This is a genomic window from Rhodobacter sp. 4.3.4, assembly GCF_058724655.1.
Map to the genome: position 1 here is coordinate 123,263 of NZ_JBZXDU010000002.1, position 13,029 is coordinate 136,291.

At 63.6% G+C, this 13,029-nt stretch carries 11 protein-coding genes; 4 read left to right on the forward strand and 7 right to left on the reverse strand.

What is annotated here, in order from left to right; translation table 11 throughout:
- Position 1 precedes the first annotated feature (1 nt).
- Positions 2–502: a TetR family transcriptional regulator gene (locus AC4PTB_RS17985; RefSeq protein ID WP_492192663.1), complete on the forward strand. Its 501-nt coding sequence runs from the start codon at positions 2–4 to the stop codon at positions 500–502.
- Between the two features lie 183 nt (positions 503–685).
- On the opposite strand, the gene AC4PTB_RS17990 is transcribed toward AC4PTB_RS17985, so the two are convergent.
- From AC4PTB_RS17990 to AC4PTB_RS18015, 6 genes are all read right to left on the reverse strand, one after another.
- A complete protein-coding gene (locus AC4PTB_RS17990) occupies positions 686–1,537 on the reverse strand; it encodes a universal stress protein (protein ID WP_136904912.1) in 852 nt (283 codons plus the stop codon).
- A 60-nt stretch (positions 1,538–1,597) separates the two neighbouring features.
- A complete protein-coding gene (locus tag AC4PTB_RS17995) occupies positions 1,598–1,951 on the reverse strand; it encodes a hypothetical protein (RefSeq protein ID WP_136904911.1) in 354 nt (117 codons plus the stop codon).
- A 2-nt stretch (positions 1,952–1,953) separates the two neighbouring features.
- Entirely contained in the window at positions 1,954–2,457 is a 504-nt protein-coding gene (locus AC4PTB_RS18000) for an acyloxyacyl hydrolase (RefSeq protein ID WP_089258493.1), read from the reverse strand.
- Between the two features lie 70 nt (positions 2,458–2,527).
- The gene (locus tag AC4PTB_RS18005; RefSeq protein WP_089258495.1) at positions 2,528–3,910 is read right to left on the reverse strand and encodes an efflux transporter outer membrane subunit; all 1,383 of its coding nucleotides are present in this window, start codon (positions 3,908–3,910) and stop codon (positions 2,528–2,530) included.
- Between the two features lie 69 nt (positions 3,911–3,979).
- Positions 3,980–7,138 (reverse strand): multidrug efflux RND transporter permease subunit, encoded by a 3,159-nt coding sequence (locus AC4PTB_RS18010; RefSeq protein WP_089258497.1) that lies wholly within the window; start codon positions 7,136–7,138, stop codon positions 3,980–3,982.
- Positions 7,139–7,148: 10 nt separating this feature from the next.
- On the reverse strand, positions 7,149–8,237 hold the full coding sequence (locus AC4PTB_RS18015) for an efflux RND transporter periplasmic adaptor subunit (protein WP_249306239.1): 1,089 nt from the start codon (positions 8,235–8,237) through the stop codon (positions 7,149–7,151).
- 247 nt (positions 8,238–8,484) lie between these two features.
- Between AC4PTB_RS18015 and AC4PTB_RS18020 the strand changes: the two genes are divergently transcribed.
- Entirely contained in the window at positions 8,485–9,117 is a 633-nt protein-coding gene (locus AC4PTB_RS18020) for a TetR family transcriptional regulator (protein ID WP_492192664.1), read from the forward strand.
- A gap of 727 nt (positions 9,118–9,844) precedes the next feature.
- On the opposite strand, the gene AC4PTB_RS18025 is transcribed toward AC4PTB_RS18020, so the two are convergent.
- Positions 9,845–10,201: a DUF1403 family protein gene (locus tag AC4PTB_RS18025; protein ID WP_136904909.1), complete on the reverse strand. Its 357-nt coding sequence runs from the start codon at positions 10,199–10,201 to the stop codon at positions 9,845–9,847.
- Between the two features lie 126 nt (positions 10,202–10,327).
- Between AC4PTB_RS18025 and AC4PTB_RS18030 the strand changes: the two genes are divergently transcribed.
- Positions 10,328–11,467, forward strand: a complete 1,140-nt coding sequence (locus AC4PTB_RS18030) for a tyrosine-type recombinase/integrase (RefSeq protein ID WP_249306237.1) — start codon at positions 10,328–10,330, stop codon at positions 11,465–11,467.
- Between the two features lie 420 nt (positions 11,468–11,887).
- Positions 11,888–12,772 (forward strand): recombinase family protein, encoded by an 885-nt coding sequence (locus AC4PTB_RS18035; RefSeq protein ID WP_136904908.1) that lies wholly within the window; start codon positions 11,888–11,890, stop codon positions 12,770–12,772.
- Positions 12,773–13,029 lie beyond the last annotated feature (257 nt).

Consider the following 13,029-nt stretch of genomic DNA (forward strand, 5'->3'; position numbering starts at 1 on the left):
GATGCCCTATTCCGACACAAGCCTGCGCGATATTGCGGCGGCGGCCGAGGTCGATGTGGCCTATGTCCATCGCGCTTTCGGCTCCAAGGCCGAGATCTTCCGCCATGCTCTGCTGGCGCTCGGGCCGATTGACGACATCGCGACAGGGCAACCGGATGGGGCAACCATGATCCGGCGGATCTGCAATCTGGCCTTCCTGCGCAATCCCCGCAAGCTTGAGGATGTCCGGCCGCTGCACCTCCTGATACAATCGAGCCTGTGCAGCGAAGCCCGCACCATCATTGCCGGTTTTATCGAGGCCTCGCTTGCCATTCCCCTCAGCAGAGCCTTCGGCCATTCCGATATGGGAAGGGCACATTTTGCCCTCAGCCTGCTGAGCGGCTTTGTGACGCATCGGGCGGTGCTGTGCCCGCAGGATTTGGTGTCGATCCCGGAAGAGGATCAATACCATATGCTCGAAATGGCGTTGCTGAATGCGATGATGCCACCGGATGGTCCCTGACACCCGCTCAGGGTTCGACCGAGGGAAGCACCACCCCCGTCTGTCGGGGCAATCAAGAGCGCAACAGGCCGCCAGACACCCCGGAAACCCGTGCCGCGATACAGGTGATTGCAGAGATGCGTCGTCGCTTTGGCGACCCGCCTGAACGATTGGCGAAAGCCCCCCGAGGGGCGCTGACCCTGGTCAGCCGGACATCAGCATCGGGATCCGGGCCTCGCCGATAAGCGATCTTGTCGTGCCGCCAAACAGGATTTCGCTGGCGCGGGGCCGGCTATAGGCGCCGACAACGAGGAGATCCGCCCCCGCCTGCGAGGTCTGCTGCAAGATCGTTTCAGCCACGGAAAGCCCGGCCGAGCTGACATTCGTGACCTCGGCGCTGACATCATGGCGCGCGAGATGCTGGCGCAGGTGAGAGCCTGGATCGTCGCCGTAATAGTCGGGATCGCGCCCGGCATCGACGGTCAGGATGGTCGTGCTCTGCGCCGCCTCGATGAAGGGCATGGCGTCGCTGACCACCCGCCGGGCCTCACGGCTGCGATTCCAGGCGATGACAATCTTCTGACCGATCGTGTCGCCCTGCCAGCCTTGCGGGATCATCAGCACCGGCAGGCCGGAATCGATCAGGATGCGCTCGGCCGACCAGCTTGTCGGCAGGCCAGCGAGCCTTGGATGGGCGGCAATCGCCAGATCGCAATGCAGCGCCCTGAGCACCTTTTCATCGCCCATATCGTCACGCCAGACGATACGGAATTCGGAGGTGATCCCGGACCCTGCCGTCAGCTCTGCAAATCGCTGACCGGCCCTGACGACCTTGCGGGTCTCCTCTGCCTTTTCGCGCTCGATCAGGCTGCTGATGGCGGCCCTGCCGCGGATATAACCCGGCATCCTTGCGCCTTCATCATGGCGCGACAGGCCATAGACCGCGACCAGATGCGCCTGGTGCTGCGCGGCCAGCCTGACCGCATGGCCTGCGAGGATCTCTCCCTCAGGTGACGCATCGATGAAAACGGCGATGTCTCTCCAGATCGGTTTCATAGGGCTGCCCTCCTTGCAGTCTGACCCTTGATTGCAGGCATGAGATCCGGCGCTGCCGGTTCATGTTGTCTCGTTTCTCTCGGCCTGGACAGCATAAAGGATCGCCAGTAGCCAGGCCTGGGCCGGCCGCCCTGCCCCCCTGCACAGCGGTCGAAAGCTGCGATCCGGCCGCCGCAACACCGAGACCCAGCATTCGGACGAGGTCTGGCTGTGGCTCACGCTCCATTCCGGCAAGAGCGCCTCTTGCAAAGCCCGCGCCGCATCCAGCGATCCATGGCAGGCGTGATGGACTTTCGCGACATGGGCGCCTGTGCCAAACGCCCGCACCACCAGCCCCGACTCCCAGTCATCGCCCGAGCGGATCAGGCCGATCAGTTCCGTGAGGGCATTTCCGGGGCGAAAGACATCGGTCATCGTCAAAAGGCCATATGCCAGCGCAGCAGCACCATATCGAGCCCGGGATTGCGGTCCTCGATATGGGCGTTGGATTTGTGGCTCAGGACAAACGAGATGGCCGAAGTGTCGGTCAGGCGGTAGCCAGGCCCGATGGTCGAGCGGAACTGGAAATCGCCGCCGAGATCATTGCCCGGGGTTGAGGCACGCCACAGGCCCGGCATCACCGACAGATCGAGGAACCAGCGGCGGTTCAGATCCCAGCGAAGCCCGAGACCGAACCCGGCAAAGACATCACCCTCGGCATGGGCATCAAACGCGACTGCAAAACTCGCAGCTGCCCCAAGAAACCGGCCAAACGGATCGGGTCGATACTCAGCCGAGAGGACCACAGAATCCTTCCCGTCGCGGCTGTTGAACGAGGACTGGCCGAGACCTGCGATGACCTCATCCGCGAAGCCGGGCCTCGCGTCGCCCGTCATCACAAGACCAGGCAATATGGCCAGGAAAAGGAGGAAATGTTTCATCTCTTTGCTTTGGCTATGGGCTTGTCGGAACGGGACCGGGGCGGGCTGTGCCGCCCTAGTCCTTTGCCCCTTACATCGGGGCGGCTGCCGCGATGGAAACGGCGATATAGGCTGCCGCCTGGTCACGCAGGGCGGCGGCAAGCGCGGTGCGCGCGGTCAGCGCGGTGCGTTCGGCATCGAGCACCGTGAAGAAATCCGTCTGCCCCGCCCGCCAGGAATCGCGCGCAAGCGTCACCGTCTCCTGCGCCGTTCCCACCAGTTTGCGCTGCGCAGCGACATTGGCCCCGCCGCGACGCCAGGCGGAAAGCCCGTTCTCCACCTCTTCCACCGCATCAAGCACGGCGGCCTGCCAGCGGATATGGGCCTGGACCGCCCGCGATTCCGCCGCTTTCAGATTGGCCCGGTTCGCACCACCGGTGAAAATCGGCAGGTTGATCTGCGGCCCCAGAGACCAGGAGGTCGGATTGGCGCCGCCCCGGATATTGCTGGGCCGGATCGACCCCGACAGGCTGACCGAGGGCCAGAACTCGGCCTTCGCGACGCCGATACGGGCCACCGCTGCGGCAAGGCTGCGCTCGGCGATCTGCACATCGGGGCGGGCGCGGATCACCTCGGCGGGAAAGCCGACCGAGGGTTTCGCCCGCGCCGATGGCTGCGCGCGGCCCTTTTGCAGGCCCGGGCGCAGCTCGGCCGTGCGCGAGGCCGTCAGCGTCGCCAGCCGGTTCACCGCCTGGTCAAAGCCGATCTCCAGCGCGGGCAGCCCGGCCTCGGCCTGCGCCACCGCCTGTTCGGCCTGCAGCACATCGAGGCGGCTGGCCTGACCGACTTCCAGCATCTCCTGCGTCAGGTTCAGCGTCTCGCGGCGGCTTGCGATGCTCTGGCGGGTCAGCGCGATGCTTTCCTGGTAATAGCGCAGATCGACATAGGCGGTGGCGACCGCAGCGGTCACCGCCCGGCGCGCCACCTCATGCGAGAGCTTTGCCGCCTCCAGCTCGGCGATGGCTGCCGTGCGCGCGGCGCGGTTGCCGCCGAAGATATCGACCATCCAGGAGGTTGAGAGCGTGGCCGATGTGCTGTCCGAGATCACACCGCTGCCCTGGCTGTCGCCACGCGTCGCATTGGCGCCGGCGCTGACCTGCGGTAGCGCGCCCGCCCCGGCGATACCGACGCCGGCGCCCGCCTCATCAATCGCGGCGACCGCCTCATGGATCGTCAGATTGCGCGCCAGCGCGGTGGAGATCAGACCGTCCAGCGTCTTGTCCCCAAAGCTGAGCCACCAGGACCCCGTCGCGCTGCGCCCCGGGGCGGAGGCGGCGAAACTGGCCGCCGTATCGGAGGTTGGCGCGGAATATTCGGTGGTGACACAGGCGGAAAGCGCCAGCGTCAGCGGCAGAATGGTCAGAAAACGACCCAGACCTGAACTGCGACGGGGAGTAAGGGATGCTCTACTCATGGATTTCGTCTTTTTGTTATGGGCGAGGAAGGGGAAACGGGGGCATGCTCTGCCATGCCCCCGCCAGGGCTACTCCGCGGGATGCGAGGACATCGGGGCGCCCGCAACGGAGGCCTTGTTGCCAAGGCGCTTATGCGTCCCGAAAATCTTCATCACGAAGACGAAGAAGATCGGCGCGAACAAAACACCCAGGATGGTCGCCGAGAGCATGCCGCCCACCACATTGATGCCGATGGCATTCTGGCTGGCAGCCGAGGGACCGGTGGCAATCGCCATCGGCACCACGCCCATGGTGAAGGCCAGCGAGGTCATCAGGATCGGGCGGAACCGCAGGCGGCAGGCCTCGACCGTGGCGGCCATCAGCTCCATCCCTTCGGCGATCAGATCCTTGGCGACCTCGACGATCAGGATCGCGTTCTTTGCCGAAAGCCCGACAATGGTGATCAGCCCGACGGTGAAGAAGACGTCATTCGCCATCCCCGCCCACATCACCGCCGCCACCGAACCAATCGCCCCCATCGGCACGATCAGCATCACCGAAAGCGGGATCGACCAGCTGCCGTAAAGCCCGGCAAGGCAAAGGAACACGAAGAGGATCGAGAGGCCGATCAGGATCGGTGCCTGGGAGCCGCTTTCGATCTCCTGTTTCGACTGACCGGTCCATTCATAGGCGAAACCGGTCGGCAGCTCGCCGGCCAGGCGTTCCATCTCGGCGATGGCCTCGCCCGAGGAATAGCCCGGTGCGGCCTCGCCGTTGATCCGGAGCGAAGGATAGCCGTTATAGCCGACGATCTGCGTCGGGCCGTAACCCCATTCCGCCGTCGCAAAGGATGAGAGCGGTACCATACCACCCTGCACATTGCGGACGTTGATCTTCATCACGTCTTCAATGTTCATCCGGCTCGACGCCTCGGCCTGAACCATGACGCGCTGCATTTTGCCTTCATTCGGGAAGTCGTTGATATAGCCAGAGCCAAGCGCGACCGAGATGGTGCGGTTGATCTCGCCAAAGGTCACGCCGAAGGCATTGGCCTTTTCGCGATCGACACGCAGGCTCAGCTGCGGGCCGGCGGGAAGACCCTCGATATACATCTGGCCAAGGATCGGGCTGTCAGCGGCACCGGCCATGATCTGGCCTGCGGCCTCCTGCAGCGCCGCATTGCCCATATTGGCGCGGTCCTGCAGCCGGAAGGCAAAGCCCGAGCTGGTGCCAAGGCCCTGGATCGCCGGGGGCGACAGCGCGAAAGCGATGGAATCGCGGATCGAGAACAGCATCCCCGAAAGCTGGCCTGCCAGACCACCGGCGGAAAGCTCGGGGGTTTTGCGCTCGGCCCAGTCTTTCAGTGTCACAAAGGCGAGACCCGAATTCGGCCCCTGACCGAAGAAGGAATAACCCTGGATCACCACGATGGAATCGACGCCATCCATGCCAAGCGCAAAGCCCTCAGCCTGTTTGGTGACCTCGCGCAGGCGGTAGGTGGTGGCGCCGGGCGGGGCCTGAAGGTTGGCGACCAGATAGCCCTGATCTTCTTCGGGCAGGAAGGACGAAGGGATTTTGACATAGAACCAGGCCAGGCCTGCCACCAGCGCAACATAGATGATCATCATCCGGCCCGCGCGACGTGTCAGCCCGCCGACCACGCCGGTATAACCTTTGGTGGCGCGGTCGAAATTGCGGTTGAACCAACCAAAGAGGCCGCGTTTGGCGTGACCGTGACCCTTGGCGACCGGCTTGAGGAAGGTCGCGCAAAGCGCCGGCGTCAGCGAGAGCGCAAGGAAGGCGGAAAACGCAATCGAGACGACCATGGTCAGCGAGAACTGCTGATAGATGATGCCCACCGAGCCCGGGAAGAAGGCCAGCGGAATGAACACCGCCATCAGCGCCAGCGTGATCCCGACAATCGCGCCGGAAATCTGCCCCATCGCCTTTTTCGAGGCCTCTTTCGGCGATAGCCCCTCTTCGGACATGATCCGCTCGACGTTTTCCACCACCACGATGGCGTCATCGACGAGAATGCCGATGGCGAGGATCATCGCGAACATGGTCAGCACGTTGATCGAGAAACCCGCCGCCAGCATGACCGCCAGCGTCCCCGCCAGTGCGATCGGCACCACAAGGGTCGGGATCACGGTATAGCGGAAGTTCTGCAGGAAGACGAACATCACGACAAAGACGAGGCCAACGGCTTCCAGCAGCGTCATCACCACCTTGTGGATCGAGGCGGAAACGAAGGGCGTGGTGTCATAGGGGATCTGATAGTCGATCCCCTCGGGGAAGAGCGGCGCAAGCCGTTCCATCACATCGCGCACGCCAGATGCCGTATCCAGCGCATTGCCGGTGGGCGAGAGCTGGACACCGATAGCCGCAGTTTCCTGGCCATTGAGGAAAGTCTTGAAGGCATACATCTCGGCATCGATTTCGATGCGCGCGACATCTTTCAGCAAGACGAGCCCGCCACCCTCGGCCGAACGCAGCACGATATTGCCGAATTGCTCGGGGGTGGAAAGCTGGCCGCTCACCAGCAGCGTGGCCTGAAGCTGCGTGCCCGCAGACGCCGGTTCCGCACCGATGGAGCCGGCGGTGACCTGAGCATTCTGCTCGGCAATGGCGCTGGTGATGTCGGTGACAGAAAGGTCCAGACCAACAAGCTTTGCCGGGTCGATCCAGACCCGCAGCGCACGTTCGGTCGCGAAGACCTGGGCGCGCCCCACGCCGGGCACACGCCGCAACTCATTGACGACATTGCGCGAAATATAGTCGCCAAGCGCCACGGCATCGAGACCGGTTTCCGGCGTCGCGGTCAGCGTCACCATCATCAGAAAGCCCGCACCGGCCTCTTCGACCAGGACGCCTTGCTGCTGCACCTGCTGCGGCAGGGCGGATTCCACCCGGCGCAGACGGTTTTGCGTGTCGACCACGGCCTGGGAGACTTCGGTCCCGGCCTCGAAAGTCACATCGATGGTGACGGCGCCGGTCGATTCCGAGGTGCTCTGGAAATAGAGCATCCCGGGAATGCCGTTCAGCTCTTCCTCGATGGGCTGGGTGACCTGCTGATACAGATCCTCAGGCGAGGCGCCCGCGAAACGGGTTGAGATCGAGACCTGGGGAGGGGCCACATCAGGATATTGCGATACCGGAAGCATCGGCAGCGAAAGCGCGCCCGCCAGCATGATGAAGATCGCGATGACCCAGGCCAGAACCGGGTTGTCGATAAAGTAACGTGCCATGGATCAGAACTCAGTTCGTATCGCCAGCGGCCGCATCACCGCCGAGGCGCTGGATGCAGACATCTGCGGGTGGCTCGGAGAGGGAGGGATCGGCCCAGCAGACCGGAGCCACCGGCGCGCCGGGGCCCATTTTCTGGAAGCCGTCAACGATCAGCGTCTCGCCCTCGCTCAGCCCCTCTTCCACGATCACCCGATTACCGGTTGCCCGGCCCAGAACGACCGGCTTCAGCGCGGCGGTGCCTTCGGCGGTCACGACATAGACCTGGGCCGCCCCCGAGGCGCTGCGCTGCACTGCCTGGCTGGGGATCGCGATGGCCGCCGCCGAAGTCGCCTGCTCGACCGAGACGCGCACATACATGCCCGGCAGCAACACCCCGTCAGGATTGGGGAATTCGGCGCGCAGCGTCACCTGGCCCGAGGACCGCTCCACCGCCGCCTCGGCAAAGAGCAGCTTGCCGGCATGTTCATATTGTGACCCGTCATCCAACAGAAGCACCACCCGCGCCGCGCCCGGCTCGACCTCGGTCAGCCGCCCCGAGGCCAGTTCGGCCCGCAGCCGCAGCAGTTCCGAGACCGGCTGCTGCATATCGGCATAGACCGGATCAAGCTGCTGGATCGTGGTCAGCACCTCGCCCTGCGCCGAGACCAGTGCCCCTTCGGTCACCTGCGCCCGCCCGATCCGCCCCGAGATCGGCGCGCGGATTTCGGTGAAGCCGAGATTGACTTCGGCCGCGCGCAATTGCGCATTGGCCTCGGCCAGCGCCGCTTCGGCCTGGAGCCGTGCCGCCATCGCGGTCTCATATTCGGCCTGGCTGGTGATATTGCGCTCATTGAGCGAGGCATAGCGCCGCTCGGTTGCCCGCGCATCGACCAGAACCGCCTCGGCACGGGCAACTGTGGCCTTCGCGGCTTCGACGGCGATCTCATAGGTCGCGCGGTCAAGGCGGAACAGCACATCCCCTTCGGCCACCACACTGCCCTGCTCGAAATCGCGGCTCTCGATGATGCCATTCACCCGCGGCCGCACATCGGCAACCTGCGTCGCCGAGATCCGCCCCGGCAGCTCTGAGGTGACGGCAAGATTTTCGGGCTGGATCACAATGACCCCAACCCCCGAGGGCGGCATCTGCCCGTCCTGGGCCAATGCCGGACTGCAAAGAAGGATCAACGGCAGAAACCGTGCCCCCGCGAGGAGGCGACTGAAAGCGGGCATGGGAGAGTCCAAAGCTGGGAACGGAAGATATGATTTCAATCCTGGCTATATGTCCAAGTTGGACGCGTGTCCATATTGCTCGGGCGGGAAATCACCGCTATACTGCACGAAAGCGGCGCCGGGAGGGCTGATTGTGGCATATTTATCACGTGAGGCGCGGCGAGAGCAGATCGTGAACGCGGTGGTTGACCTCGTCTCGCAAGAGGGCCTGGCAGCCGCCACGGTACGACGCATCGCCCAGGATCTGGGATGTTCTCCCGGTCAGATCCACCATCATTTCGCCTCGGCCGACGCGCTGCGGGCCGAGGCGGTGCGCGAGGTCTGGCGCCGGCTGGAGCCGGATCTCGTCGCGCTGTTGCGCCGCCATGCCCCGCGTGAGCGTATCGCGACCATCCTCTCCGGCTGCGTGGCGGATATCGATCCGGCGCTCAACCCGCTTCTGGTCGTCGCGCATCACCTCTGGCAGAAAGCGTGGGACAGTCGCAAAACCCCCGCAATCCGGGATGCTTTCACCGAGGGGATCGCGAATATGCAGCGCGAGATCATGATGGCGCTGCAGGAGCTGGTCGAAACCGGAGCGCTTGCCGCCGGGAGCGATCTGGACGAAATGTCGCTCGCGCTGATTGCCGCCTCGCAAGGCTATGACTTTCTGGCCGAGACCATCGGCGTCAACCACCTTGGCGCGGAGAAGGCCAGCTATGCCGACAAGCTGCTGTCGCGCTTCGGCTTGCCCGCCAGCGCGGACGACATATCCCGACCGGACTGAGGCAGGCGGAAAATCGGCCGGCCAGCCCTCGGCAGCCCCTCCAGGTCACTCCATCGAACGAGACTTGCCCGTGCCGAGCCCGACCGCAGGCTGACGATGGCCGAGGTCGGCGCCCCTTCGCATTTCTGACCAGTGCTTCTGTGCGCAACAGGCCGCTGTTTTCCACCGGAACGCGGCCAGGCCTGAGGATATCGCGCCCGCTCGACCGAACCGGGTTCCGGAGAAGAAGCCCTGGCCGTTCAGGCGGTGTAGTCCCATGGCATGCCCAGGCTGATCCCCGGCGCGAAGACCTGGCGGCCGGTGCTGAGCGATACGTAAGATCGCCCTTCTTTTCGCGCCCGGCTACAGCCCCGCCACGCCGGTTGGGGCGAACAGAAACCATTGTCCGGCGATAGCTCTCCAGTCTTTGCGAGCAGGTTCTTATCGTCGATGGTCGATTGCGGTTCTGCCTTAATCGCCTCCCCGAACACCCCGTCCCGCCCCAGGGAGATGGTCGCTCCACTGACAGATCTGCCTGGGTGAACGTTGAAATCCTGCACCAGTTCGATCGGCGTTCTTTCGCCCCTGACCACGGCAACTGGCACTCAAGCGTCTGGAAAACAGTGCCCCGGACAGTTTGCTGATCCTCCACACAGCCTGAAGGCCAGGCTGTGGTTTCGGCGCGATTGTCTTCCCATCGCATTCTCCCTGCTCCCGGCACAATGCTGCTGTCGCGTGGAAAATCCACTTATCCCGGCGGTTCAGACTTCGTCATCCACCTCTCAACCCGCAAGCCGGACCGCCGGGTCACGGACCTCGCCCCCGCCTGACCAACCGCGCCTCGCCCAAGGCACGCCAGCCGAGCAGCATCTTCCCGGCGCCCCTCGAGCTGCGAGACCGCCACTGCACCCGAAAGCGCCAGCCGCTTGCGCCAGAGGAAGCCGACCGGGTCGTCGGACCGGACCACCGGATCGAGGGCGGCAAGCGCAGCACCGGTGGAAAACATCACCGTTTCAATATCATCGCGACCAACAGCCTGCCGGAGCCAGCGCGGCAGCGCCGGAGGGATTGGGGCGAGATGAAGAGGGTTCGGGGCGCGGACCATGCCGGAAGGCTAGCATCTATCGGCGCTTTATACTACGTACGTCTGATATATCCGCCGCGCATGTCATGTCTTAATCAAGTCCAATAACCTTGCCTTATCGGACGTAAAAATGATATACTCAAGAACATGGGTCGTCTCACAAATAACAGCACCAAAATCGAGGGGTCGGGCGGGTCAGAATCCGAGATTTCGAGCTCAGCGTCCTATGACTCGCTGAACGGTGACGAACACGACGAGAGAGATCGTTCAGACCGCGATGCAATCGCCCTGCCCTCTCATGTCGCGGGGTCCGGCGCGCTCGACCGGCTGATCGATACCGCCCGAGACTACGCCGAGGCCTCGACGGCCGGGAACACCAACAAGGCCTACGCGGCCGACTGGAAACACTTCACCCGCTGGTGCCGACTGAAAGGCACGGAACCTCTGCCCCCCTCACCCGAGATGATTGGACTTTATGTGGCTGATCTGGCTGCACCAACCGGGAAGACCCCTGCCCTTTCGGTCTCCACGATCGAGCGTCGTCTCTCGGGGCTTTCCTGGAACTATAGGCAGCGCGGGTTCACTCTTGATCGCAAGAACCGCCACATCGCCACGGTTCTGGCCGGGATCAAACGCAAGCATGCGCGCCCGCCGGTTCAGAAAGAGGCGATCCTGCCTGAGGACATCCAGGCCATGGTGGCCAGCCTTCCCTACGATCTCCGCGGGCTCCGAGACCGGGCGATCTTGCTTTTGGGCTATGCAGGCGGCTTGCGCCGGTCGGAGGTGGTCTGCCTCGATGTGCATAAGGACGATACTCCGGACTCCGGCGGTTGGATCGAGATCTTCGATGGAGGCGCCCTGCTCACCCTCAATGCCAAGACCGGATGGCGCGAGGTCGAGGTCGGGCGCGGCTCAAGCGACCAGACCTGTCCCGTCCACGCGCTGGAGCAATGGCTACACTTTGCCAAGATCGACTATGGCCCGGTCTTCGTACGCACATCGCGGGATGGCAAACGTGCGCTCGAAGCCCGCCTCTCCGACAAGCACGTCGCACGGCTGATCAAGGCAACCGTTCTGAAGAGCGGCGTCAGATCCGATTTGCCGGAAGCCAAGCGGCTGGAAATGTTCTCCGGTCATTCCTTGCGCGCCGGACTCGCCTCGTCGGCAGAGGTTGATGAGCGCTATGTTCAAAAGCAACTCGGACATGCGTCGGCCGAGATGACCCGGCGCTACCAGCGCAGGCGCGACAGGTTCCGGGTGAACCTGACCAAAGCGGCAGGGCTGTGAAGCTCAAGAAACTTGACGCGTTGGTGAAGCGCTAAGGTGAAATTCCAGCGCTTCAGTTTCAGCTTACTGCTTCAATTGAAATCGGGAACTAAACGCGACAACCACAGATATTCGTCGGATCTCTCCTCAGCCTCTTCCACCCCGGGCAGAGGGTCGTCAAAACCATCATGTGGAGCAGATGCTTGAGGCTTCATATGTGCAAAATACGTCCATTTTGCACTTTACTCAATGGTTTTCTCGGACTGCGTCTGCACTCCTTACATAGCACGCGCGCGCGACTGCCTGCGAGACCACTCTGATCGCGCACAGCCTGAGGAAACCAAGGGCATTTCGCGGACCTCGGCCGTAGAGAGCGCCCTTGCATCCGTTTACAAACGGTCGTTTATTAGTGGTATATGAAACTGCAAACGGCCTGTTTTGATGCCCCTGATCGGCTATGCGCGCGTCTCAACCGAGGAGCAGACCCCCCTACCCCAGTCGCAGGCCCTGAAATCCGCAGGCTGCGTCGAGATCCACGAGGAGCAGGCCTCGGGCGGGAACCGCGCGCGGCCCGTGCTGGCGCGGGTGCTGGAGCGGATCGGCAAGGGCGACACGCTGGTGGTGGTGCGCATCGACCGTCTGGCGCGGTCGCTCTCCCACCTCCTCGAGGTGATCGAACGGCTGGAGGCCAAGAACGCCTTCTTCCGATCTCTCACCGATCCGATCGACACGTCCTCCCCGCAGGGTAAGTTCACCCTCCAGGTCCTCGGCGCCGCAGCTGAGTTTGAGCGCGCCCTGATCCGCGAACGCACCAAGGCCGGCCTGGCCAGTGCACGAACCAAAGGCCGGGTTGGCGGCAATCCGGGCCTGCGCGTCCGGGATCCGGCGGCGCTGCGCAAGGTGCGGCTGGCCCGGCAGGACGGCTATATGGAACGCCTGAACGAGACGGCGCAGGACTGGGTGCCCCATGTCCGCCGCCTGCGGCCCGACTTAGCCTGGGAAGATGTGGTGCGCATCGTCAACGGCCCCCTGCCCCACGAGCGTCAGTGGACGCAAAGTCGGCTTTTGCGCGCGGTCAACGCCTATGTCCGGGACGGCTTCCTGCCGCCCACGGTACTGGACCGCGCCGGCCGCCGCGAGACCGACGACCGCCTGCCCGCCATCGTCGCCGCCATTAAGGGCGCAGACCCCGACATCACGCTTCAGGCGATTTGTACCCGGCTGGAGGCGATGCGCGAGCGCACGCCCCGCGGGCGGACAAGCTGGCAGCCGTCGTCGGTGAAGATGCTGCTGGAGAGGGCTGAGAGGCTGGGGCTGCTTGCGTGAAGTCGTGGGAATCGGTCGCGCGATTCTAAAGATCTGCGTTAGGTAGGCGTCGACAATACATGTTGTGGCCATGACATCGCGGGCTACGAACTGTTGAAGTACTCTGCGAACAAGGCTGCCCAAGACGCTGATACTTCACGGTTTTTTCTCGTCAGGAATCTGCCGCCTCAACACCTCTAGGCCGCTCAACGGATTGGGCTGGATTTACTCACCAAAACTGTTAAGGTCTACAAAACAATAAAGACTTGAGGGCAGTG

What these genes read in the sequence shown, in the direction of transcription:
- AC4PTB_RS17985 (WP_492192663.1), top strand. Translation starts at nt 2, where the DNA reads ATGCCCTATTCCGACACAAGCCTGCGCGATATTGCGGCGGCGGCCGAG.
- AC4PTB_RS17990 (WP_136904912.1), bottom strand. Translation starts at nt 1,537, where the DNA reads ATGAAACCGATCTGGAGAGACATCGCCGTTTTCATCGATGCGTCACCT.
- AC4PTB_RS17995 (WP_136904911.1), bottom strand. Translation starts at nt 1,951, where the DNA reads ATGACCGATGTCTTTCGCCCCGGAAATGCCCTCACGGAACTGATCGGC.
- AC4PTB_RS18000 (WP_089258493.1), bottom strand. Translation starts at nt 2,457, where the DNA reads ATGAAACATTTCCTCCTTTTCCTGGCCATATTGCCTGGTCTTGTGATG.
- AC4PTB_RS18005 (WP_089258495.1), bottom strand. Translation starts at nt 3,910, where the DNA reads ATGAGTAGAGCATCCCTTACTCCCCGTCGCAGTTCAGGTCTGGGTCGT.
- AC4PTB_RS18010 (WP_089258497.1), bottom strand. Translation starts at nt 7,138, where the DNA reads ATGGCACGTTACTTTATCGACAACCCGGTTCTGGCCTGGGTCATCGCG.
- AC4PTB_RS18025 (WP_136904909.1), bottom strand. Translation starts at nt 10,201, where the DNA reads ATGGTCCGCGCCCCGAACCCTCTTCATCTCGCCCCAATCCCTCCGGCG.
- AC4PTB_RS18030 (WP_249306237.1), top strand. Translation starts at nt 10,328, where the DNA reads ATGGGTCGTCTCACAAATAACAGCACCAAAATCGAGGGGTCGGGCGGG.
- AC4PTB_RS18035 (WP_136904908.1), top strand. Translation starts at nt 11,888, where the DNA reads ATGCCCCTGATCGGCTATGCGCGCGTCTCAACCGAGGAGCAGACCCCC.